The organism is Halovibrio salipaludis, from assembly GCF_002286965.1.
Classification (GTDB): Bacteria; Pseudomonadota; Gammaproteobacteria; order Pseudomonadales; family Oleiphilaceae; genus Halospina; species Halospina salipaludis.
The window spans coordinates 17,445-41,201 of the sequence record NZ_NSKD01000008.1 but is presented as its reverse complement, the minus strand read 5'-3'; the positions used below and the strand labels follow the sequence as shown (position 1 = coordinate 41,201).

General features: G+C 63.9%; 18 protein-coding genes. 13 read left to right on the top strand and 5 right to left on the bottom strand.

What is annotated here, in order from left to right; all coding sequences use genetic code 11:
- Positions 1-48 precede the first annotated feature (48 nt).
- The 9 genes from CK501_RS14080 (at position 49) to cydC (ending at position 11,063) form a co-directional block, all read left to right on the top strand.
- A complete protein-coding gene (locus CK501_RS14080; protein WP_095618383.1) occupies positions 49-675 on the top strand; it encodes a peroxiredoxin in 627 nt (208 codons plus the stop codon).
- Between the two features lie 148 nt (positions 676-823).
- Positions 824-1,735, top strand: coding sequence for an MBL fold metallo-hydrolase (locus tag CK501_RS14075; RefSeq protein WP_095618382.1), 912 nt, complete (start codon positions 824-826; stop codon positions 1,733-1,735).
- A 15-nt stretch (positions 1,736-1,750) separates the two neighbouring features.
- Positions 1,751-2,182 (top strand): beta-lactamase hydrolase domain-containing protein, encoded by a 432-nt coding sequence (locus CK501_RS17025; protein ID WP_233128918.1) that lies wholly within the window; start codon positions 1,751-1,753, stop codon positions 2,180-2,182.
- A gap of 39 nt (positions 2,183-2,221) precedes the next feature.
- The gene (locus CK501_RS14070) at positions 2,222-3,514 is read left to right on the top strand and encodes an NAD(P)/FAD-dependent oxidoreductase (RefSeq protein WP_233128917.1); all 1,293 of its coding nucleotides are present in this window, start codon (positions 2,222-2,224) and stop codon (positions 3,512-3,514) included.
- Complete coding sequence (locus CK501_RS14065) at positions 3,511-5,241, top strand: SulP family inorganic anion transporter (RefSeq protein WP_095618381.1); 1,731 nt, start codon at positions 3,511-3,513, stop codon at positions 5,239-5,241. Before CK501_RS14070 ends, CK501_RS14065 begins: the two co-directional genes overlap by 4 nt.
- 73 nt (positions 5,242-5,314) lie before the next feature.
- Positions 5,315-6,721 (top strand): cytochrome ubiquinol oxidase subunit I, encoded by a 1,407-nt coding sequence (locus CK501_RS14060; protein ID WP_095618380.1) that lies wholly within the window; start codon positions 5,315-5,317, stop codon positions 6,719-6,721.
- On the top strand, positions 6,721-7,722 hold the full coding sequence (cydB, locus tag CK501_RS14055; protein ID WP_095618379.1) for a cytochrome d ubiquinol oxidase subunit II: 1,002 nt from the start codon (positions 6,721-6,723) through the stop codon (positions 7,720-7,722). The genes CK501_RS14060 and cydB overlap by 1 nt, the downstream gene beginning before the upstream one ends.
- The gene (cydD, locus tag CK501_RS14050) at positions 7,706-9,376 is read left to right on the top strand and encodes a thiol reductant ABC exporter subunit CydD (RefSeq protein ID WP_233128916.1); all 1,671 of its coding nucleotides are present in this window, start codon (positions 7,706-7,708) and stop codon (positions 9,374-9,376) included. Before cydB ends, cydD begins: the two co-directional genes overlap by 17 nt.
- Positions 9,369-11,063: a thiol reductant ABC exporter subunit CydC gene (gene cydC, locus CK501_RS14045; protein ID WP_095618378.1), complete on the top strand. Its 1,695-nt coding sequence runs from the start codon at positions 9,369-9,371 to the stop codon at positions 11,061-11,063. The genes cydD and cydC overlap by 8 nt, the downstream gene beginning before the upstream one ends.
- Here the strand turns inward: cydC and CK501_RS14040 are convergent.
- From CK501_RS14040 to CK501_RS14025, 4 genes are all read right to left on the bottom strand, one after another.
- Positions 11,021-12,151, bottom strand: a complete 1,131-nt coding sequence (locus tag CK501_RS14040) for a GNAT family N-acetyltransferase (protein WP_095618377.1) — start codon at positions 12,149-12,151, stop codon at positions 11,021-11,023. The two genes, cydC and CK501_RS14040, sit on opposite strands and share 43 nt — an antisense overlap.
- Before the next feature lie 10 nt (positions 12,152-12,161).
- Complete coding sequence (gene mgtE, locus CK501_RS14035; RefSeq protein ID WP_095618376.1) at positions 12,162-13,517, bottom strand: magnesium transporter; 1,356 nt, start codon at positions 13,515-13,517, stop codon at positions 12,162-12,164.
- Positions 13,518-13,529: 12 nt separating this feature from the next.
- Positions 13,530-14,642: an FAD:protein FMN transferase gene (locus CK501_RS14030; protein WP_233128915.1), complete on the bottom strand. Its 1,113-nt coding sequence runs from the start codon at positions 14,640-14,642 to the stop codon at positions 13,530-13,532.
- A gap of 90 nt (positions 14,643-14,732) precedes the next feature.
- Positions 14,733-15,866 carry a TRAP transporter substrate-binding protein gene (locus CK501_RS14025; RefSeq protein ID WP_095618374.1) on the bottom strand — a complete coding sequence of 378 codons (1,134 nt, stop codon included), beginning with the start codon at positions 15,864-15,866 and terminating at the stop codon, positions 14,733-14,735.
- 166 nt (positions 15,867-16,032) lie between these two features.
- Here CK501_RS14025 and CK501_RS14020 point away from each other — a divergent pair, with 166 nt between their 5' ends.
- The 4 genes from CK501_RS14020 to CK501_RS14005 are packed head-to-tail and all read left to right on the top strand — an operon-like array spanning position 16,033 to position 22,045.
- A complete protein-coding gene (locus tag CK501_RS14020; RefSeq protein WP_095618373.1) occupies positions 16,033-16,950 on the top strand; it encodes a TRAP transporter small permease in 918 nt (305 codons plus the stop codon).
- A gap of 28 nt (positions 16,951-16,978) precedes the next feature.
- The gene (locus CK501_RS14015; protein ID WP_095618467.1) at positions 16,979-18,274 is read left to right on the top strand and encodes a TRAP transporter large permease; all 1,296 of its coding nucleotides are present in this window, start codon (positions 16,979-16,981) and stop codon (positions 18,272-18,274) included.
- Positions 18,275-18,299: 25 nt separating this feature from the next.
- Positions 18,300-19,208: an alpha/beta hydrolase gene (locus CK501_RS14010; RefSeq protein ID WP_095618372.1), complete on the top strand. Its 909-nt coding sequence runs from the start codon at positions 18,300-18,302 to the stop codon at positions 19,206-19,208.
- A complete protein-coding gene (locus tag CK501_RS14005; protein WP_095618371.1) occupies positions 19,205-22,045 on the top strand; it encodes an ATP-binding protein in 2,841 nt (946 codons plus the stop codon). Before CK501_RS14010 ends, CK501_RS14005 begins: the two co-directional genes overlap by 4 nt.
- On the opposite strand, the gene CK501_RS14000 is transcribed toward CK501_RS14005, so the two are convergent.
- The gene (locus tag CK501_RS14000; protein WP_095618370.1) at positions 22,026-23,756 is read right to left on the bottom strand and encodes a SpoIIE family protein phosphatase; all 1,731 of its coding nucleotides are present in this window, start codon (positions 23,754-23,756) and stop codon (positions 22,026-22,028) included. The two genes, CK501_RS14005 and CK501_RS14000, sit on opposite strands and share 20 nt — an antisense overlap.
- Between the last annotated feature and the right edge of the window lies 1 nt (position 23,757).

The following is a 23,757-nucleotide window of genomic DNA, read 5'->3' as shown; positions in this document are numbered from 1 at the left end:
TCGACTCTCCAGAAACGATCAGCAATCACAGTGCACAGGGGAAACACCATGACACTTCGACTTGGCGATACAGCGCCGGATTTCACGGCAGAGAGTACAAAGGGAACCATCCACTTCCATGACTGGATTGGCGACTCCTGGGCCTTCCTCTTCAGCCACCCTGCGGATTTCACGCCGGTATGCACCACCGAAATGGGGCGTACCGCCCAGCTGGCCGATCAGTTCGAGCGCCGGTGTGTGAAGCCCATTGGCCTTTCCACCGAAACGCCTGAATCGCATCTGAAGTGGATCGAGGACGTGAACGATACACAGAACTGCGCGCTCGATTTCCCCATCCTGGCGGACGCGGATTTCAACATCGCCAAACTCTACGACATGATCCATCCCGGTGAGAGCGAGACGGCAGCGGTGCGCAGCGTGTTCATCATCGACCCGGACAAGCGCATCCGTCTCACCATGACCTACCCGATGACCGTGGGTCGGAACTTCGACGAGATCCTGCGGGCCATCGATGCGCTGCAGACCAGCGACAATCGCACCTGCGCGCTTCCTGCCGACTGGAAGGAGGGCGATGAGGTGATCATCCCGCCGTCGATCCCGAACGAGCGTGCCAGTGAGCTCTTCCCCAACGGCTGGGAGGAACTGCGCCCCTATCTTCGTATGGCGAAACTCTGAGCCGGGGCAGGGCCATCTCCGCGGCTGCGATAGAGCCCGGGGATGGTCCTGATAAACGAGCCCCATTGCTTTATATGTTTTTTAGTATTAACGTTATAACCATATAAGCATTTTCTCATTGATGCCCATCAACTTCTGTGGAGGCGATATGAAGACGTTCGAACGTTCCAATAGCACAGGCGCCGGCAAGCCGGATGTGGCTGGTTTCTTCGATCCGCGGACCTTCAGTATCCAGTACGTCGTGTCGGATCCCGCCACCAACCAGTGCGCCATTATTGATCCAGTACTGGACTACGACGAGAAATCCGGCGCGACAGCGACCCACCACGCAGACGAGATTCTGGAGTACGTGGAGCGCCAGGACCTGACTGTGGAGTGGATCCTGGATACCCACCCTCATGCTGACCACTTCTCAGCCGCACAATACCTGAAGGGCAAAACCGGCGCGCCGACCGCGATTGGAAGTGAAGTGACGGCGGTTCAGGCATTGTGGAAAGACATCTATAACTTCCCGGATCTGGCGACCGACGGCAGCCAGTGGGATCGTCTGTTCAGCGATGGCGACCGGTTCACGGTCGGTGAGCTTGAGGCGAAAGTGATGTTCTCGCCAGGGCACACACTGGCATCAATTACCTATGTGATCGGTGATGCGGCCTTTGTTCACGACACCCTGTTCCAACCCGATTTTGGTACCGCCAGGGCCGACTTCCCCGGCGGCAGCGCCGAGCAGCTCTGGGAGTCCATCCAGGCCATTCTGGAACTGCCGGAGGAAACGAGGGTCTTCACGGGCCACGATTACATGCCTGACGGGCGCGAGCCCCAGTGGGAAAGCACCGTGGGTGAGCAGCGCCGCACCAACAAGCACCTGGTGGACCAGAACCGGGAGGCGTATGTGGCCATGCGCAATAAGCGCGACAGCCAGCTGCCCATGCCGAAGCTGATTCTGCACGCGCTGCAGGTCAATACCCGTGGTGGGCGGCTACCCGAGCCCGAGGACAATGGTCGGCGCTACATCAGGATTCCCCTGGACACCCTTTCCGGCGCGGCCTGGGGTGATTGAACGGAGGTTCTGGTAATGACGATCCATCAGCTTGAGGACGGTGTCGGCCTGACAGGCGCGATGAAACCTGAGGATCTGCAGAGCGCGCACCAGCAGGGGTACCAGTCGCTGATCTGTAACCGGCAACCCGGGGAGGACTCGCCGGAACATGATGAGCCGGCGCTCGGGGACAGAGCGCGGGCTCTGGGGCTTTCCTGGACCTGTATTCCGGTGGCGACCGGAGAGTACTCGGACGCCGATGTGGCGGCCTTTCATGAGGCGCTTGAAACCCTGCCGCGGCCGCTGTTGATCTTCTGTCGCAGTGGTCGGCGCTCCATCCATCTGTGGGCACTGGCCCGGGTCCGCCATGACGGTGAGCAGCCGGAGACAGTGCTGGAACGCATGCGGGCTCTAGGACATGACCCTGAGACCCTGCGCCCATTGCTGGGGTCGGCCGGGGATGGATAGCCCCGAGCTGGACTGACGCGAACCAACTGGAGATATCCCATGAGTGATCAACTCGCAACGCCGGCGCCCACAACAACTCATCAGATCGTGATCATCGGTGGTGGAGCAGCTGGTATATCCGTTGCTGCGAGCCTGCTCAAGCGCCAGCGCAGCCTCGATATTGCCATTGTTGAGCCCTCGGAGGTGCACAGCTACCAGCCCGGATGGACGATGGTTGGGGGAGGGGTGTTCTCCCCCGAATCGACACGCAGACCGATGGCCAGTGTGATGCCGGACAGGGTGAGCTGGTACCGTACCAGCGCCCACCGTGTTGACCCGGAAAACCGCCAGGTAGCTCTCGGTGACGGCCGGGTTCTGGGCTGGCGACGGCTCATTGTGGCGCCAGGGCTGGATCTGGACTGGGATGCAGTTGAGGGGCTGAGTAACACACTCGGCTGTAATGGCGTTACATCCAACTACCGCTATGATCTGGCCCCCTACACCTGGTCGCTGGTGCAGTCGCTGACAAAGGGGACGGCCCTGTTCTCGCAGCCGCCGATGCCGATCAAGTGTGCCGGGGCCCCTCAGAAAGCCATGTATCTGTCCTGCCACTACTGGCAGCGCCAGCACCGGCTGGGTGATATCGATGTGCACTTCTGCAACGCCGGTGGTGTCATGTTCGGTGTGCCCGAGTACGTGCCCGCACTGGAGCGTTACGTTCAGCAGTACGGCATCCACACCCAGTTCCAGAACCGGCTGGTGGCAGTTGATGGGCCCTCCCGGACGGCTCAGTTTGCCGTAACCGGGGATGACGGTGAGGAGCATCTGCTGGAGCGGCGCTTTGATATGCTGCATGCCGTGCCGCCGCAGAAGGCCCCCGGGTTCATCGCGGAATCAGGGCTTGGAAACGACGGAGGCTGGCTGGATCTTGATCCGGAGACACTGCAGCACCGCAACCACCCCGCGATCTTCGGGCTTGGGGATGCCAGCGGCACGCCCAACGCCAAGACCGCCGCCGCAGTACGCAAACAGGCGCCGGTGGTGGCCGAGAACCTTCTGGCTACCTTCAGCGGTGAGCCCATGACGGCCGCCTATCTGGGTTACGGTTCCTGCCCGCTGACCGTTGAGCGCGGACGCATTGTGCTGGCGGAGTTCGGCTACGGCGGTGAGCTTCAGCCCACTTTCCCGAAGTGGATCAATGATGGAACCAGGCCCACCCGCCTGGCCTGGTGGCTGAAGGCCGGTCAGCTGCCCTGGATCTACTGGCAGCTGTCGCTGAGAGGCCACGAGTGGCTGGCGCGCCCGGCGCGTCGTAACACGACCCAGACCTCAATGGGAGAGGGCAGGGCATGAACCTGGAACGCTGGCTGCCACTGGCGGGTTGGCTGCGTGGTTACGGGCGCGATACCTTCCTGCGCGATGCGATAGCGGCGGTAATCGTGACACTGATGCTGGTGCCGCAGGCGCTGGCGTACGCGATGCTGGCCGGTCTGCCCCCCGAGGTTGGGCTTTACGCCAGCATGCTGCCGCTGGTGCTGTATGCGCTTTTCGGTACCTCCGCGACCCTGGCGGTCGGGCCGGTGGCGGTGGCGTCGCTGATGACCGCTGCTGCGCTTGGCAGTATCGCGGAGGCCGGCACGCCAGAGTACGTGGCCGGTGCTCTGGTACTGGCCGCGCTGTCCGGCCTGATCCTGGTGGGCATGGGGCTTCTCCGGCTGGGATTCCTGGCCAACTTCCTCAGCCATCCGGTGATCTCAGGGTTTGTAACGGCCTCGGGGATCCTGATTGCAGCCAGTCAGCTGCGTCACATCCTTGGTGTTGAGGCCTCGGGGCATAACCTGGCGCAGCTGGTGCCCGCCCTGTGGCAGGGTCTGGACAACGTCAGTGGTCTGACCCTGTTGATCGGTGGCGGAGCCTGGGCCTACCTGGTGCTCTGCCGGCGTCATCTGCGCAGTGGCCTGCGCTGGTTGGGGCTGTCAGGGCAGGCGCCGGATCTGATGGCCAAGGCCGCACCGGTGTCGGCGGTGATCGTGACCACGCTCCTGGCCTGGGCCTTCAATCTCCAGGCCCAGGGCGTGGCGCTGGTGGGCAAGGTTCCCAGCGGCCTACCGTCTCTGGCCATGCCCAGTCTGGATGCTGAGCTCTGGTCCACGCTGCTGCCGGCTGCGGTGCTGATCAGCCTGGTCGGGTTCGTGGAGTCGGTCTCCGTGGCCCAGACCCTGGCGGCCAAACGCCGTCAGCGGATTGATCCCAACCAGGAGCTGATCGCTCTGGGGCTGGCCAATGTCGGCGCCGGTGTCAGTGGCGGTTCACCGGTGTCCGGTGGCTTCTCGCGTTCGGTGGTGAACTTTGATGCCGGGGCGGTCACGCCGCTGGCCGGCGCACTGACTGCGGTCGGCATTGCTCTGTCGACGCTGATGCTGACCACGCCACTGGCGTTCCTGCCCAAGGCGACCCTGGCGGCGACCATCATCGTGGCAGTGGGCACTCTGATTGACCTGCCAGCTATCCGCCGCACCTGGGCCTACTCGCGAGTGGATGGTGTAGCCATGGTGGCGACGCTGGCACTGACGCTGTTTCACGGCGTTGAGAGCGGTATTCTCACCGGGGTCGCGCTGTCGCTGGGACTGCACCTGTACCGCACCAGCCAGCCCCACAGTGCCGTGGTTGGGCGTGTGCCCGGCACCGAGCATTTCCGCAATGTGGAACGCCACAGTGTTGAGACGAACCGCCATCTGGCGCTACTGCGCATTGATGAGAGCCTGTATTTCGCCAATGCGCGCTACCTGGAAGACACGGTCATGGAGCTGGTTGCCCGGCGCCCGGAGCTGCGCGATGTGGTACTGACCTGCCAGGCGGTCAACATTATTGATGCCTCCGCGCTGGAGAGTCTGGAGGCGATCAACAGCCGGCTCAGCGATGCCGGGGTGCGGCTGCACCTGGCGGAAGTGAAGGGGCCGGTGATGGATCAGCTCCAGAACTCTGAGTTCCCCCATGAGCTCAGTGGCCGCATCTTCCTGAGCACCTTTGAGGCCTGGCAGGCCCTGGGTGGCGATGGCGCATCGGACAACGGCAGTTGACCTTTTTTCCAGTCTGCGCGATCGCCACAATTGAAACTGATAACCACTGTGATTCCTTCCGTCCGGAGGCTCTATGGATCTTGATCCTGTTCTTCTGTCGCGCATACAGTTCGCCTTCGTGGTGTCCTTCCATGCCATTTTCCCGGTGTTCACCATCGGGCTGGCGTCGTTCATCGCCTTTCTGGAAACCTGCGCCTACCGTACCGGTAATCCGCTCTACACCCGGCTGTCGAAGTTCTGGATCAAGGTTTTTGCGGTTGTCTTCGGCATGGGTGTGGTCTCCGGGATCGTGATGTCGTTCCAGTTCGGAACCAACTGGAGCAACTTCGCCCAGGCGACGGCCAACTTCCTCGGGCCGGTGCTCAGCTACGAGGTAGTGACCGCCTTCTTCCTGGAAGCGGCGTTTCTGGGGATTCTGCTGTTCGGCCGTGGCCGCGTGCCCGGCGGCATCTATCTGCTGGCGGCATTCATGGTGGCGATTGGCACCTTCATCTCGTCCTTCTGGATACTGGCGGCTAACAGCTGGATGCACACGCCGGCCGGCACCGTCATGGAAAACGGCATGCATCAGGTAACCGCCTGGGGCGAGGCCATCTTCAATCCCTCGTTCTGGTATCGCTTTGCCCACATGGGGCTGGCCTCGTTCCTGACCGGGGCCTTCGTGGTCGCCTCGCTCAGTGCCTGGTTCCTGCTCAAGGGGCGTGAGGTGGAGGCGAACCGCCGGGCGCTGTCGCTGTGCCTGTGGCTGCTGTTGGTGATCGCGCCGGCGCAGCTCTGGGTGGGGGATCTGCATGGCCTCAACACACTGGAGCATCAGCCCACGAAAGTGGCCGCCATGGAGGGCAACTGGGAGACGTCCTCCAATGTGCCGCTGCTGCTGTTCGCCTGGCCGGACCAGCAGGCCCAGACCAATCACTGGGAGCTGGGCATCCCGGGTCTGGCAAGCCTGATCCTCAAGCACGATACCGAAGGCGTTGTCCCGGGGATTTCCGCGGTTCCGAAGGACGAACAGCCGCCGGTGGGGATTGTGTTCTGGTCTTTCCGTGTCATGGTCGGGCTGGGGATGCTGATGATTGCCTTCGCCGTGGCCGGTCTGCTGCTGCGCCCCGGGGGGCGCTACTGGCGTAGCCGCTGGTTCCTGAAGGGGCTGGTGCCAATGGGCGTGGCGCCGTTCATCGCAGTACTGGCGGGCTGGTTCGTCACCGAGATGGGGCGCGCTCCCTGGCTGGTGTATGGCCAGATGACCCACGCTGAGGGCGTTACCCCCTCGCTGACCGGTGGCATGGCGCTGTTCTCACTGATCGGTTACATCGTGGTGTACGCGCTGGTGTTCACAGCCGGGCTCTACTATCTCAGCCGCGTGTTCCAGGCCGGGCTGGAAGAGGCCTCCGGCGACGGTGAGCATGCCGAGGCCGAGCATGCGAAACGCCCCTTCTCCGCCGCCCATGTACCACTTGAACAGCAGGGAGGGCACGCCTGATGGAACCGTTTGACCTGACATTGATCTGGGCGGGCATTGTCGCCTTCGGGGTGATCATGTACGTGCTCATGGACGGATTTGATCTGGGCGTGGGCATCCTGTTCCCTCTCGCTCCGGATGAAGAATCCCGGGACCTGATGATGAACTCGGTGGCCCCGGTCTGGGATGGTAACGAGACCTGGCTGGTGCTCGGTGGTACGGGGTTACTGGCCGCCTTCCCCATGGTTTATACGATCATGCTGCCGGCGCTCTACATCGGCGTCTTCCTGATGCTGGCAGGGCTCATTTTCCGGGGCATCGCCTTTGAGTTCCGCTTCAAGGCCAACCGCTCGCGCTGGCTGTGGAACCTTGCCTTTGCTGGCGGCTCCACGCTCGCCGCCTTTGCCCAGGGCATGGTCGTGGGCAAGTATATCGAGGGCATCAACACCGCCGATGGGGTCTTTGTGGGCGGCCCACTGGATTTCATTACGCCCTTCACGCTGCTCACCGGGGTGGGGCTTGTGGCCGGCTATGCGTTGCTGGGCAGCACCTGGACGCTGATGAAGACCGAGGGCGTCACACGCCAGTGGGCCCAACGCATGGCCCGGCCACTGCTGCTGATGGTGCTGGCGGTGTTCGGGCTGATCAGCTTCTGGACGCCCATCGTGGACCAGGCGGTGTACGAGCGCTGGTTCTCGACGCTGCATGTGATCTGGGTTCTGCCGGCGCTGGCACTGTTCTGTGCCTGGAAGATCTGGCAGGGCATCGGCCACAACCGTGAGGGGACGCCGTTCGTGTTCACCATGGGGCTGTTTGTCTTCACATACCTGGGGCTGCTGGTGAGCAAATGGCCCTATGTGGTACCGCCGGAGATCACCCTGTACGACGCCGCCTCGGCGTGGGAATCACAGCTGTTCCTGCTTCTTGGGCTGCTGTTCGTGATTCCGATTGTGCTCACCTACACGGCCTGGACCTACTGGGTCTTCCGCGGCAAGGTCCGCGCCGGTGACGGCTACCACTGAGCCACGCCTGGCCCGGCAGTGGCTCACCCGGTGGGCTGCGCCGGTGCGTGCCGCGCTGGTGCTGGCGGTGGTGGCCGGTGTGGTGCAGGCCCTGGCGCTGATCGCACAGCTCGGGGTCATGGCCTGGTTCGTGGACCGGCTGATCCTCAGTGGGGCATCCCCGGCGTTCGGGCTGACTGCTGCGGCGCTGATGCTTGCGGTGGCGGTGCGCGCGGGTGCCCAGTGGCTCCAGGACCGCGCCGGGTTGGTGGCCGGCGACCGGGTGCGCAGCCGGGTCCGGCAGGCGCTTCTGGGGGCCTGGGAAGCTGCCGGCCCCGTGGGGCTTGCCGGCAGCGATTCGGCGCGCCTGGCCAGCGAGTGGACCGAGCAGGTCGATGCCCTGGAGGGGTATTACGCACGCTTCCTGCCGCAGATGGTGCTGGCGGTGGTGGTGCCGGCGCTGATTCTGCTGGTGGTGGCCTGGCTGGACTGGCTGGCGGCACTCTTTCTGCTGGCGGCGGCGCCGCTGATTCCGCTTTTCATGGCGCTGGTGGGCATGGGCGCTGAGCGCGTCAACCGCCAGCACTATGAGTCGCTGGCACGTCTGTCCGGCCATTTCCTCGACCGCCTCCGGGGGCTGACCACCCTTCAGCTGTTCGGCCAGACCCGGGCGGCGGTGGCGGATGTGGCGCGTGCCACCGACGATTATCGACAGCTCAACATGGCCACACTCCGGGTGGCCTTCCTGTCCTCGGCGGTACTGGAGTTCTTCGCCTCGGTGGCGATTGCCGCCGTGGCGATGTATGTGGGCTTCGGGCTTCTGGAGATGATCACCTTCGGGCCGGCCTCGCAGATGACCCTGTTCTCCGGTCTCTTTGCACTGCTTCTGGCGCCGGAGTTCTTCCAGCCTCTGAGGCTTCTTTCGCAGTATTACCACGACCGGGCCGCCGCCCTGGGTGCCGCCGCCCATCTGGGGGCACGGCTGAGCGTGCCCGTTGCCGGCTCGGGGGCGGCGGACATCACAACCCCCTGCGACAGGGACGGGATCCGGGTTGCGGACCTGGCGGTTGCCTGGCCGGGGCGGGCACCGGTGTTCCGTGGTCTTCAGCTGCAGGTTCCCGCCGGGCAGACGCTGGTGGTCACCGGGCCCTCGGGCAGTGGCAAATCGACGCTGATGGCGGTTCTGGCCGGTTTCCTGGTTCCCCAGGAAGGGGCGGTCCGGGTGGCGGGCCAGCCCGCCGGGTGCGTTCAGGTTGGCTGGATGGGTCAGCGCCCCTGGCTGGTGCACGGAAGCTGGCGCGACAACCTCCAGGCCATGGCCCCGGAGGCCGATGACGAGGCCATGCACCGGGTTCTGGAAGAGGTTGGACTGGGCACCGTTCTGTCGGCGAGGCCCGAGGGGCTGGATGCACCACTGGGCGAGGAGGGGCTTGGCCTCTCCGGTGGGCAGGCGCGACGACTGGCATTTGCAAGGCTGTTGCTGATGCCGGCACCGGTTCTGCTGCTGGATGAGCCCACTGCCGGACTGGATGCGGCCACGGAAGCAGAAGTGATCGCGGCACTGCGACGGGTGCTGGCGGCGGGCCGGACCTGTGTCATCGCAACCCACCAGCCGGCGATCATGGCGCTGGCGGATCAGGTGTTCACGCTTGGCGGGGGGAACGGGGATGAGTGAGATCCGGCCCTGGTTGTGCCTTGTCGCCCGTCACCGGGTCCGCATGGGGGCTGGCCTGGTTCTGGCGCTCGCCACGCTGCTGTCCGGGCTCGGGCTGCTGGCGCTGTCCGGGTGGTTCATCACCGCCACCGCCGTGACGGCCGCCGCCTGGGCCGCCGGGGCCAGTGCCAGCCTCAATCTCTACGTACCCGGCGGCGGTATCCGGTTCTTTGCCCTGTCGCGAACGCTCAGCCGTTACCTGGAGCGGCTCGTGCAGCACGATACGGTGCTGCGGGTGCTTGCCGACATCCGGGTGGGGTTGTTCCAGAGGCTTGCCACCACCGGCGACAGGCTCAGGCGCGGGGTCGGTTCGGCGGCTTTTCTCAGCCGGCTCATTGCGGATGTTCAGACCCTGGATAATCTCTATCTGCGCCTGCTGGCACCACCGCTGGTGGCCCTGGCAGCCACGCTTGCCACGGTGGCGCTGGTGGCGTTGTTTTCCGTGTCGATCGCGGGGGTGATGCTGGCGGTTCTGCTGCCACTGCTTCTGGTGCTGACCCTGGGTACCGCGTTGCGCGTGCGTCACGCGGGCGCGGCCGAAGCGGATGTCGCCGAGGGCCTCCGGGAGGGGGTGCTGGAGGAGCTTGAGGGTATGGCGGAACTGACCGCGGCCGGGCAGCTCGATGTGCACCGCCAGCGGCTGCTGCAGAAGGAGTGCCGACTGCGAGGCCTCCAGTATCAGCGCACCAGCGCGGTGGTCGATGCCCAGGCGCTCACCACCCTGATCCTGCAGGGACTGGTTGTGGCCGTGTTGCTGCTTGGGGCCGAAGGCTGGCGCAGTGGGCAGCTTTCCGGGCCGGTCATGGCGATGATGCCCCTGGTCGTGATGGCACTTGTCGAAGGGTTCATGGCGCTGCCCGGCGGTTTCTCGAGCTGGGGCGCCACCCACGCCGCCGCTGCCCGGCTCAATGGACACCGCGCCACCCAACAGGCGGTGACGACCCGTCCACAGGCCGGGCTGGCGTCGCACCCGACACTGACCTGGTCCCACATTGCCGTGGACCAGGGGGCGCCGCCGGTGTTCCGGGATTTCAGTCTGTCGCTGGCCCCGGGGGAGCGGATCGCGGTGACCGGTGCCTCCGGCGCCGGTAAATCCACGCTGGCGGCCCTGGCGGCCCGGACACTGGAGCCGGTCAGCGGCGCTGTTCTGGCGGATGGCCAGCCGGTACAGAGCTGGCCGGTGGAACACTGGCGAACGCGTCTGAGTGTTCTCACCCAGTCGGCGCACCTATTCGATGCTTCCGTGGCGGAGAATCTGCGACTGGCTCTGCCGGACGCTACGGAGAGCCAGCTGTGGCAGGTTCTGGAGGCGGTGGCGCTGGCGCCGACGGTGGCGGCCATGCCCCTGGGACTGACGACCCCGGTTGGCGAACGGGCCGGCCGGCTGTCCGGTGGCGAGGCGCGGCGTCTGGCGCTGGCGCGCACGCTGCTGCGGCCCGCACCCATCCTGATTCTGGATGAACCCTTCACCGGGCTGGACAGCGCCACACTGGCGCGGGTCTGGGAGGGCATCCAGCCGTGGCTTGAAGGGCGCTCGCTGCTGCTTCTCATCCATGAACTGACCGACCCTGTCACCGTGGACCGGCGATTGGCGTTGGTATCGGATCAGCCGCTGAACGGCAGTTCCGCCATGACTTCCGAGGCGTAGGCGCGGACGGCGGCGGCCTCGCGCCGGCAGAAGTCGGCCACTGCCGGCCTCAGCTGCTCATCCGCGACCCAGTGGAAGGATTCGAACAGCTCCGGCTGAAAGCCGCGCTTGAGCTTGTGCTCGCCCTGGGCGCCGGCATCGAAGCGGCTCAGCCCCCGCTCAATGCACAGGTCGATGCCCTGGTAGTAGCAGGTCTCGAAGTGGAGCTGGTCGTATTCCTCCAGACAGCCCCAGTAACGCCCGTAAAGGCGCTCGCTATCGTGCAGGAACAGGGCCGCGGCTACGTAGTGACCCTGGTGGACGGCCATGACCAGAGTGAGCTGTTCCGGCATGCGATCCGCCAGGTACTGGAAGAATTCGCGGTTGAGGTAAGGGCGCTGGCCGCGCTTGAGGTACGTGGCCTGGTAGAACACATGGAAGGCTTCCAGGGCACTCTCCGGAATGCCATCACTGCCGGCGTAGTGACGGAAATCTATGCCCTGGTCCGCCACCAGACGCCGTTCCCGGCGGATCTGTTTGCGCTTGCGCGATTTCAGGGTGGCCAGGAACCCTTCGAAGTCCGGGTAGCCCGGGTTGTGCCAGTGGAATTCGCAGCTCAGGCGGCGCAGCCACTGGTCGCGGTCCAGGTGGTGCTGTGATTCCGCATCCGGGAACAGCAGGTGCCAGCTGGAGTACGAGCCGCCTTCCAGTTCCGCCAGAACAGCTTGCGTACTGCGGAATCCGGTACTGGCACCGTCCGCGTCAGGATGCAGCAGCAGGCGGGGGCCCTCGCAGGGAGTGAAGGGCACGGCGCTGAGCAGCTTGGGGTAGTAATCGCGCCCGTAATGGGCCCAGGCCTCTGCCCAGGCCCAGTCGAAGACGTACTCACCGAAGGAGTGATGCTTGCGATAGCAGGGCAGCGCGGCCATCAGCTGGCCCTCACTGTTGCGTTCAATCCAGTGGTGGGGCGTCCAACCCGTAGCAGTGGTGGTACAGCCGGTTGCCTCGAGCCCGAACAGGAACTCGTGACGCAGAAAGGGGGAATGGGTTCCCCGCAGGCGATTCCATTCCTCTGGCTCAATGCTGCCGAGGCTTTCGATGAACGCCATGGTGGGCTTCCTATTGGGCCGGTATGGACAGCAGCGCGGAGGCGAGCCCGAAATAGACCAGGATACCGGCGACGTCGGCGATGAACGAAACCACCGGGGCGCTGGCGGTGGCCGGGTCCATGTTCAGCTTGTTGAGCACGAACGGCAGTGACATGCCGATGAGGCTGCCGCTGAGCACCACGATCACCATGGTCAGCGATACCACGTGGGCCAGCTCGGCGCCGCCCCGGTAGAGCCCGATGGCTGCGACGGCGGCCGCCATGGTCAGCCCCAGCATCAGCCCGAGGCCGATCTCGCGCAGCAGCATGCGGAACCAGTCCCCGCTGATCACATCACCGGTGGCAATGGCGCGCACCATGAGGGTGGCGGACTGGGAGCCGGCGTTACCGGCACTGGCGATCAGCAGCGGCAGGAAGAACACCAGCCCCACGTGGGCCTGGATGGTGTCCTCGTAGAGCGAGATGCTCGCGCCTGAAAAAACGTTGGCGAACACCAGAAGCACCAGCCACATGATGCGCTTCTGGTAGAGCGTTGTGAGCGCGGTTTCCTTGAGGCTGCCGGGCAGGTCGCCGACGCTGGCGCCCTTGTGGATGTCCTCGGTGGCCTCCGCCTCCTGAACGTCCATGGCATCGTCGTGGGTGACGATGCCGACCATGCGGTCCTCGTCGTCGACCACCGGCACCGCCAGCAGGTCGTAGTCGGCGATCAGTCGCGCCGCCTCGGCGCTGGGTGCGTCCGTGTGAACGTTGACCACCTCGGTCTGCATCAGGTCCTCGACCGACTCTCCGGGGGAGGCCACCACCAGCCCACTCAGGGTCACGATCCCCAGCAGGTGGCGCTCGGTATCGAGCACGTAGGCGACGTAGATGGTTTCCTTGTTCAGCGCCTGAAGGCGCAGGCGCTCGATGGCCTGGCGGGCGCTGATATGCGCCGGGACCGTGGCATACTCGCTGGTCATCACCGAGCCGACGGTGCCCTCGGGGTAGCTGGTCAGCCGCAGCAGATCCTCGCGTTCGGCCTTGGCCAGGGCGGGCATCAACGCTTCCTGAACGTCCTCGGGCAGCTCCTGGTAGAGGTCGGCCCGTTCGTCGGCGTTCATGTCCGTCAGCAGCCGGGCCTGGGCGTGGCGGCCCAGGTGCTGGACCATGCTCAGCTGATGGGACGGCTGCATGTAGGGCAGGATGCGCGCCTGGGTACGGCGGTCGAGCTGGTCGAACAGGGCGTAGGCGGTTTCACCGTCGAGCTCGTCAATAACCCCACCGACTTCCGCGGGGTGGCGGTTATTGAGGAACTCAATGGCGGCATCAAGGTCGCCCTGTTCGAGCAGCGTCCGGACTTCGGATTCGATTTCGGCGGTTTCGGTCATAGCCGTCTCCGGTCAGTCGGTGTTCAGCGCTGCCAGATCCTCCTCGGAGAGCATCTGTTCAAGAGCCGGGGATACCCGGGTCTGGAAGCGGTCGTCCCGGTGCTCGATAACGAGCACGGCAACGTCATGGGTGCGGGCATAGTCCAGGGTGTCGTCCACGCCCATCACCATGAAGGCGGTGGCCAGTGCGTCCGCCCTCCGGTTGCTCGGGTGGAAGACACTGACCGAGGCCAGCGAGTGCGTGACCGGACGCCCGTCGCGTGGGTCAATGGTATGGGAATAACGCTGCCCGTCCGCCTCAAAGTAGTTGCGGTAATCGCCGGAAGTGGCCAGCGACATATCCTCCAGTGGCAGTATATGGCGCGGGCTCTGTGGCCCGTTCCGGGGAACTTCGATGCCGATGCGCCATGGTGTGTTCTCCGCCTTGCGCCCGCTGGCCCGCAGGTCGCCCCCGATGTTCACCAGGTGGTTGTCATGGCCGCGTTCCTCCAGCAGGGCCGAGACCCGGTCCACCGCCTCGCCCTTGGCAATGGCCGACAGATCCACGAACAGGTCCGTCATGCGCCGGGCCCGGTTGGCGGCCGGGTCGATCTCAAGGTTCCCGTGACCGACCTGTTCCAGGCGCGCCTCAATGGTGGCGTCCGGCGGTACCTCTGTGGGCCGGGCCTCGGGGCCAAAGCTCCACAGGTTAACCAGACCGCCGATGGTGGTATCGAAGGCGCCGCCGGTGCGTTCCGAGAGGCCATCGGCCGCCTGCAGCACATCGATCACCCCTTCCGGCAGATTGACCCAGTCGCCCGGTGTGCTGCTGTTCAGCCGCATGAGATCGGAATCATCACGGTAGGTGGACATGCCCTGGTCCACGTTGGCGAGGACCTTGCGAACGGCTTCATGCAGGGATTCACGACGCTCTTCGGGAAGTTCGCCGGCAACGCTGACCTGGTAGAAAGTACCGAAGATCCGCCCTTCAACCCGGGTGACGGGAGACTCCCGGTTTTCCGGATCACCGGAATCACTGCAGCCGCCCAGGAGCATCAGTGGGATCAGAAGACAGAGGATCAGGGCGGGCGGAAGCGCGGTACAGCGTGGCATGACGGCTCCGGGCAGGTCAGTGACTGGTGGCATTATACCCTCTCCGGGCCGGCTTAACATCCGTGGCACGGACACAAAAAAGCCCGGCCGGAGCCGGGCTTGTGTGCGTGAGGAGGGCTGCGATCAGCTGTCGCTGTCCGCCATTTCCTCTTCTGCTGTCTTGACTTTCTCCAGAATGGTGTCGAGCACTTCCTGGCCTTTCTCGCCGGCCTGCTCCAGGTAGATCTGGCGAACGTCTTTGCTGGCTTCCCGGAAGACTTCGCGCTCTTCCTCGGTCAGCTCAACCCATTCGGTGCCGCCTTCGTCGAGAATGGTCTGCAGCCGGTCCTCGTTGTACTCGCGCTGCTTCTCGTCGATCCAGGAGACCATGTTGTCACGTACGTCCTCGATCAACTCCTGGCGCTCCTCGGAGAGGTTGTTGAACCAGTTATTGCCGGTCGCCAGGGTGGCGATGAACTGGGCGTGACGTGCGGATGTGAGCACGTCCTGCTCCTCGTAGAAGCTCATCTCTTCGATGGCGAAGATCGGGTTCACCTGACCGTCGATCTGACCCAGCTGCAGGCCGCTATAGACCTCGGAGTAGGGCGTCGGAGTCGGGTTGGCGCCATAGGCCTTATAGGATTCGACCAGGATCGGGGAGGTCATGGTACGGATCTTGAAGCCTTCGAAATCTTTCGGGCTGCGCAGGGCTTTGTCGCCACTCCAGACCATCCAGCCTTCCGGGATGATATCGAGCAGTCGAAGATCCTGATCGTTGTACATCGGCTGGAAGAGGCCGTAGACCTCGGGATCGGACAGAACCGCGCGGTTCACGTCGGGGTCCTCGGACAGCACGAAATGCAGCGTAAAGATGCCCACTTCCGGAATGGCGTCAGCCAGGTGGCCCGGGGAAGCGAAGGCGATCTCAATGGCGCCGTTCTGGAGCAGTTCGGTCAGCTGGGAGGAGGTGCCGAGCGTCCCGTAGGGATAGACCTCAACCGTGACCTCACCGTCAGTGCGCTCCTCAATGCGGCTCTTGAATTCCTGGGCGTAGGCGTCCTGGACGCTGCCCTCGACTTCTTCCAGCGCAAAGCGCCACGTGTCGGATTCGCGCTGTTTCGCCAGCTCTTCATCGCGATCCATCTCTTCCTGCGAGGACTGCCCGCTGCTGGAGCTGTCGCTCTCGCTGGAAGTGTCACCGCCATCAGAGCAGCCATAGAGAAATGCCATGGCAAGCAGCATGATCAGGCCCGTAAGCCATTGGCGAGGTTGGTTCATACCCTGTCTCCCTCTGTTGGATTTTCTTGTTGATCCGCATTAAACATAACACATCTTTACAGAAGCAAAAGCCGTAAACGTGAATTTCCGGCAAAGCGTAAAGGATTGTTGCCGAACCCCGGATCGTCAGACTATTGTTACATGTGAGCGGCCTGCGGAGAGTCCCATGACGGACCAACCTCAAACCGGCCACAGTGGTGGCTGGCAAAACGCCCTTAAGGCGCCCTTTGACTGGATTGACTCAGGTCTCGACTGGTTTGAGCGCAGTGCACTGATTCTCTGTGTGGCCGGTATGGCAACGGTGACGGTGGCCAATGTCATCGCCCGCAACCTTCTTGGTTTCAGTCTGCAGTTCGCCAATGATGTGGCCCAGATGCTGCTGGTCATGATCACCTTCCTGGGGATCGGCATCGGGGCGCGCCATGCCCGTCACATCCGGGTTTCGGCTCTGCATGACCTGCTCCCCCATCTGGGACAGAAAATCCTGCTGGTTGTTGTGAGCTTCACGACCGCCTGGCTGATGTTCTCGCTGGCGGATTTTGCCTGGAACTATGCCGGCGCGGTGCAGCGCACCTGCCGGGTTCTGCCGGACGCGCTCGATCTGGGGCTGTTCACGCTGCCCGTTGGTGGCATGCCGTTGGTGGCGGGGATTCTCGTCACACTGGTTGGCATCGCGCTGGCAGGACATCTGATTCGCCTGATCAGCGAGGGAGGCGCCCGGTTGCTGGCCCGTTTCGAGGGGTATCAGCGCCAGCTGATGGTGTTGGCGGGTCTGGTGGTTCTGGCTCTGCTGGCGTGGGGAGTGTTTGCTGTATTCATCGGTCTGGTGGAGGCGCGCAGTGGCCAGTGCCGGGTGACCTCGTCCACCGGCTTTCCGGTCTATCTCAATTATATGGTCGTGCCACTGGGCTTTCTGTTCGGAGGTATCCAGTTTTTCCTGGCCGGGGTGCGCAACCTGCTCAGCCCGGATAATTACCTGTCCTGGTACCAGAAAGATGAGTATGAGGAAGAGGGCGTGGATCCGGGTATGACTGGTGGTGTCGACCCCGATGAGGACGCGGCTGAGGAGCGGGACCGTGGCTGAACTGATTGAATGGCTCAACCTGGCGTCCATGAGCACACCGGATGCGGCGCTGCTCGTCGGGGTCGTGATGATCGTGCTGCTGCTGATGGGCTACCCCATGATGGTGCCCCTGACAGCGGGTGCGCTGCTGCTGATGGCGGCGAAGTTCTCCGGGCTCAACGAATCCACCCTGATCCAGCAGATGATCGGCGGTGTGGAGCAGACGGTGCTGGTGGCGGTCCCCATGTTCATCCTTGCCGCCGATGTCATGATCAAGGGGCACACGGCCAATCGACTCCTGGATCTGGTCAGCAAGTTCGTTGGCCACATCCGCGGCGGACTGCCGGTCACCACGGCGGTGTCCTGCACACTTTTCGGGGCCGTTTCCGGCTCCACTCAGGCCACGGTAGTGGCTATGGGTCGGCCATTGCGGCCGAAGCTGATCGAGGCCGGCTATACCGACCGCTTCGCCATAGCGCTGATCATCAACGCCAGTGATATCGCCCTGCTGATTCCGCCGTCCATCGGCATGATCATCTATGGCGTTGTTTCCGGGACCTCGGTCGGGGCCCTCTTCATTGCCGGCATCGGGCCGGGGCTCATGATCCTGGTCCTCTTTGCGATCTACTGCTATGGGATCTCGGTGTGGAAGGGCATTCCAGTACTGCCCAAGGCCAGCTGGCCGGAGCGCCTGGTGGCCCTGAAGCGGGCCAGTCTGGCGACCGGCTTTCCGGTGATCATCATTGGCGGTATCTACACCGGTACCTTCAGCCCCACCGAGGCGGCCTCGATGTCGGTGGCCTACGCTCTGTTCCTGGAGATGGTTCTGTACCGGCAGGTGCGGCCGTCCCAGCTGCCCGAAATCGCGCTCTCCACCGGCATGATCACCGCCGTGGTGTTCATTCTGGTGGCGGCCGGCATGGCGTTCTCCTGGATGATCTCCTTTGCCCAGATCCCGAGTCTGTTGCTGGGAGACATGCTGGCCGAAGCCTCCCAGCATCCCTATCAGCTGCTGATCCTGATTGCGGTGGCGTACTTCGTGGGCTGTATGTTCGTGGACCCGATCGTGGTGATCCTGGTGCTGACCCCGATCTTCTCACCGGCGATTGCGTCCGCCGGACTGGATCCCGTGCATGTGGGGACACTGGTGGTGCTGCAGGCGGCCATTGGTTCAGCAACACCACCATTCGGGTGTGACATCTTCACGGCCGTCGCGATCTTCCGGCGTCCCTATCTGGAGGTCATCCGTGGGACGCCACCGTTCGTGCTGATTCTCCTGTTCTCGACGGCACTGCTGATCATGTTCCCGCAGATCGCGCTCTTCCTGCCCGATCTGATGCGGTGACACCAATCTCGACGGGAGGGTGCTGATGAGTCTCGAACCCACCGAGGTCCGGTTCCATGTTGAGGGCGAGGCGCTGGCCGGCTGGTGGTTTCAGCCGGCAACGCCCGCGCGCAGCCCTTGCCCCTGTATTGTGATGGCCCATGGTCTCGGGGGGACCCGGGATGCGGGGCTTGTCCCCTATGCCCGGGCCTTTGCGGAGGCCGGATTTGCGGTACTGCTTTTTGATTACCGGCATTTCGGGGCGAGCGCGGGCGAGCCACGCCAGCTGGTGTCCGTGCGGCGTCAGCTGGCGGACTGGCAGGGCGCCATTGATTTCGCACGCCAGCAGCAGGGCATTGACCCAGAGCGCATCGCGCTTTGGGGATCATCCTTTTCGGGCGGGCATGTGCTGGTGGCAGCGGCCCGTGACGGCGGTGTTGCGGCGGTTTCCGCCCAGGGCCCGATGATGGACGGCCTGGCTGCTGTTCTGAATGTGGTCGGCTATGCCGGCATCGGTGGCATCCTGCGCCTGAGTACTCTGGCACTGAGGGACCAGCTTCGCGCCCTGCTGGGCGGCACTCCCCTGTACGCACCCATCGTTGGCCGTCCGGGTGAAACGGCGGCGATGGCCACCGAGGATGCCTATGACGGGTACCGGGCTATCGCGCCTGCGGACTGGCGCAATGAGCTGGCGGCGAGACTGGCACTGCAGCTGCCGCTTTACCGTCCGCTGCGCCATGCACGTCGGCTGCCATGCCCGGTACTGATCCAGGTCTGTGGCCGTGATTCCGTAGCGCCGCCGGAGGCTGCGGAGAAGGCTGCGAGCAGAGCCGGAGGCCGGGCGGAACTGAGGCGCTACGAGGACCTGGGGCATTTCGACATCTACGTGGGGGAAGGGTTTGAACGCTCCTCCACGGACCAGATTGATTTCTTTCAGCGCCATCTCCTGTCATGAAAGAGGCCCCGATCCCGGATAACGAGCCGGAACGCCAGGCGGCTCTGGATGAGTACGAGCTGCTCAGCGGGAGCCCGGAGGAGTGGTTCGACGACATCGTTGCCGTCGCAGCCGAGGTCTGCAGCAGTGAAATGGCCATGGTCAATCTGCTCGACCGGGATCAGCAGCTGTTCAAGGCCGCGGTGGGTGTGAACCGGGAGCATTTCATTCCGGAGCGTTCCTCCTCGTTCTGTGGCCATGCCATTGTCCAGTCCGACGTGTTCGAGATCCCGGATGCCCGTGAGGATGAGCGGTTCCATGACAACCCCTGGACGCTGGAGCATGGTGTCCGGTTCTATGCCGGTGTGCCCCTGGTCAACGCGGATGGCTATGCACTCGGGACCATCTGTGTGCTGGATCGCCATCCACGCCACCTGGATGAGCGTCAGAAGGAATCGCTGAAGTCGCTGGCGCGGGTGGTCATGAAACACATTGAGACCCGCCGCGCCGAGACCTTCGGCTGGCGTGTGAGTGAGCTGATCCAGCAGAGCGATGATTTTGTGGCCATGGTGGATGCCACAACGTTCACGGTGCTCTACGTCAATGACGGTCTGGCGGAGCTTGTGGGGACAGAAACCGACCGGCAGTCGCTCAAGCAGCTGGCCATCAGCGGCATTTTCCCCTCGCTGACACCGGAGCGGCTGAGCGAATGGGCGGCTCTCACCCCGGATCAGGGATCCGTGGATCTTTTCTCGGAGACCCTCATGGGTGCCGACCGGGAACGTGTGGTGAGCCTCAGGATCACGCCCTCCCGGGTCCGGGATCGGCCGGTGCTCCTGCTGGTGGCCGAGGACATGGAGGCACTTCTCAGCAGTCGCAGACGCGAGGAGCAGGCGGCCAGTGAGGTGCGGCGTCTGGCCCTGGTGGCCCGTAAGACCGATAACCCGGTCATCATCACCGATGCTGAAGATCATATCGAGTGGGTGAATCCGAGTTTTGAGTCACTGACCGGCTATCCGCTGGATGAGGTGCGTGGACTGCGGCCGGGGGACTTCCTGCAGGGGCCGGATACGGATGAGCAGGCCCGGCGACGGATCGCCATCGCCATTGCCAACGGTGAGCCGGTACGCCAGGAGATTCTCAATTACAGTCGCCAGGGCCATACCTACTGGCTCGATCTGGATATCCAGCCCGTGCATGATGACGGGGGGCGGCTGGTGAATTTCGTGGCCGTCCAGACCGATATCACAAGGCGCAAGGAGCTGGAACACCAGCTGCGCCAGGCCAAGGAGGACGCGGACCGCTCCAACCAGGCCAAATCCCAGTTCCTGGCCAACATCAGCCACGAGCTGCGGACACCGCTGAACGGCATTATCGGAATCAGCGAGCTGCTCCAGCGGGACCGGAAGCGGCCGGACGCCGACGAGCAGCTGGCAACCCTCAAGGATTCGGCCAACGGCCTTCTGGAGATCATCAACGACCTTCTGGATCTTTCCAAGATCGAGGCCCGCAGTCTTGAGCTGGAGCTGCGGCCATTTGATCTCGGCCGTCTGCTGCACAATCTTGAGAATCTTTTCCGCCCCCAGGCGGACGGCAAGGGCGTCACGCTCCGTTTCGAGTTGCAGGATGAGGTGCCCCGGCATCTGCATGGGGACGAACAGCGCCTGCGCCAGGTGCTGATGAACCTGCTGGGCAACGCGCTCAAGTTCACCCAGCAGGGCACGGTAACCGTTGCCATCGACCCCCGCGCGTCCTTCGGTGATACCTGTAACCTGGCGTTCCGGGTTACGGATTCCGGCCCGGGAATTGAACCCTCCGCACGGGACAGGATCTTTGAGCCCTTTGGCCAGGCGGATGCCTCCCTGGCAAGACGCTATGGGGGAACCGGGCTGGGGCTGACCATCTGCCAGCGGCTGGTGGAACTGATGGGGGGCAGCATCCAGGTGGAGAGCGAGGAGGGCCAGGGGGCTACCTTCTCATTCGTGCTGCCGCTGCTCGCTGCGTCCGAAACCGAGGTCCGCCGACTTGAGGATGACCAGGAGGACGTGCGCGTGGAGTCCTTCGCCGGCGAACCGAGTGTGTTGCTGGTGGATGACAACCCGGTCAATCGTCATGTCGGGGAAGCCATGCTGGGGGAGCTGGGCATGCGGGTAACCAGCCGCGAAGATGGCGCCGGGGCGCTGGAGGCGTTTTCAGGCGGGGTCTTTGACCTGGTTCTTCTGGATATCCAGATGCCGGACATGAACGGCTATGATGTGGCGATCCGGATGCGGGATCTGGATGCCAGCCACCAGCGCCACACCCCGCTGGTGGCGGTAACGGCACACAGCGCGCCGGATCTCGACAGCCGGCAGGCCGGTTTCATGGATGGCTACCTGACCAAACCCCTGACGTTCCAGGGGCTCTATCGCATGCTGAGCCGGTGGCTGGCACAGGGTGAGCATCCGACCACGGGGGCTGCGGTGGAGGAAGGGGGTGCCGGCGACAAACCGGCCCAGGGAACCACGCTGGCGCAGGAGCCCATGGTGGACCGGGATCTGGTCCTGCGTAACCTCGGCGGCAACCCGCGCCTGATGGGCACGCTCAAGGATCTGTTTGAGCAGCAGCATGAGCAGTACCTGGAGGCGATTGCCCAAGCCCACGCCGACGATGACCCGGCGGCCCTGGCCGAGGCGGCGCATGGGTTGAAGGGGGCCGTGGGGTACTTCACCGCCGGGCGGCTCTGGCAGGCTGTCTCAGACATGGAGAAAACGGCCCGCGGGGGCAGCCTTCCGGAAAAAGCCGCACTCTCCGAGCTCGATCAGGCAGTGCGTGAGATGGCACGGGAGATCCGCAACCTCAGTCCGGATCAATCGTGAACTCAACCTCCACGCTGGCGCCGTTGTCCAGGAAGCGGATGCGGTCGGCCAGGCTCGCGACCACACGGATGCCGCGCCCGTAGGCATGGGTTGCCACCTCATCCGCGGAGTCCATTGACGAGAAGCCGGTGGTGTCGAATCCCGAACCACTGTCCATGACCATCAGCCTCAGGGCATTGCGATTATGGTACTGGCTGCGGGTGGCCAGGATCTTGATGAAGCCCTCATTCAGGGCCGCCAGGCGCTCCTGGCGCTCCTGCACATAGTGGTCAAAACCCTGGTCCGCCTTGCTGCTGGACTCCATGCCGAGAAGGCCATGGTCCACCGCATTGTTGAGCAGTTCCGTCAGGACCACGAACGCTTTCTGGCGCAGACGCCTGTCCAGGCGGAGGTTTTCCAGAACCTGGTTGACGGTTGGTACGATCTCCGTGCGGCTGATATCGGAGCCTCGGAGCTCGAGCCGGAAGTCCCAACCCGCCATGCTGTTGTCATCGCCGCTGCTTTCCGGCGGCTGGTCGATGCCGTCTTCATTGCTGAAAGGCACCTCCATCGGGGCGTCCACGGCCAGCGCCAGCATGGACTGGTCATCGTCCGGTAGCCTGGTGCCCCGGAACCCGGAGAGCGCGTCAGTGACCGTTTCCACCAGACTGTGACCCGCCCGGCAGCCGGTCAGCACGGTTTCAAGGCGGGCGCTTCCGAACATCTCGTTATCCGCGTTACGCGCCTCCACCAGCCCGTCTGTGCAGGCAAAGAAACGGTCATCGACGTTGACGGTGCACAGCTGGGCGGTGTCGTCAAAATCCCGGTCATCCAGCACGCCCAGTGGCGGGTGGGCCGAGGGGATGCGATGGCGGATGGCACCTTCCGGGCACAGCACATAGGCCTGTGGGCATGCCCCATTCCAGGCGACCAGGGCGTGGCGCTGGGGGTTGATCAGCACTACAGTGGCTGCGAGGAAGTGATTCGGCGGCAGGCGTGCCCGCAGGCGCTGGTTGATCTGGCGAACGATGGAGGCCACGCCATAGCCGCGCCGACTCATCTGGTAGAAGATCTCCATGGCCGGCATCAGCGTAATGGCGGCGGGTAGACCGTGGCCGGTGGCGTCGGCCATGAGGGCATAGGTGTTGCCGGAATGCGAGTTGACGGTTGATATGACATCGCCGCTGAACTGTTCCAGGGAACGCACGGATTGATGGATCCGGGTATCCGACGTGGTGTAGTTCTGAATGATCCGGTCAATCATCTGCTGCGCCAGGTCATTCTCGGCGCGGCTGTGGCGGTAATAGCTTGAGAGTTCGGTATTGCGGCGCTCAAGCTCGCGCTGGAGGTTGGCGATGCGCTGGGAGCCGCGCACTTTCGCGGCCAGGATCGGGAAACTGATGGGCTTGGTCAGGTAGTAGTCGGCGCCCGTGTTCAGGCCCGCCGCCTGGTCCTGCTCCTCGCTGTTGGAGGAGATCATCATGACGGGCACCCAGCGTTGTTCCATCATCCCCTTGATATGACGGCAGGCCTCCAGGCCATCCATGACCGGCATCTTGACGTCCAGAATGACCAGATCCGGGGGTTCCCTGGAGAAGTTTTCGACCGCCTCACGTCCGTTTTCCACGACCAGTACCCGGTGACCTTCCTCTTCGAGGTAGGACTGGAGGAGCTGGCGGCTGAGAAGGTCGTCTTCCGCAACCAGTATGGTCAGTTCCGACGGTTCTTCCATG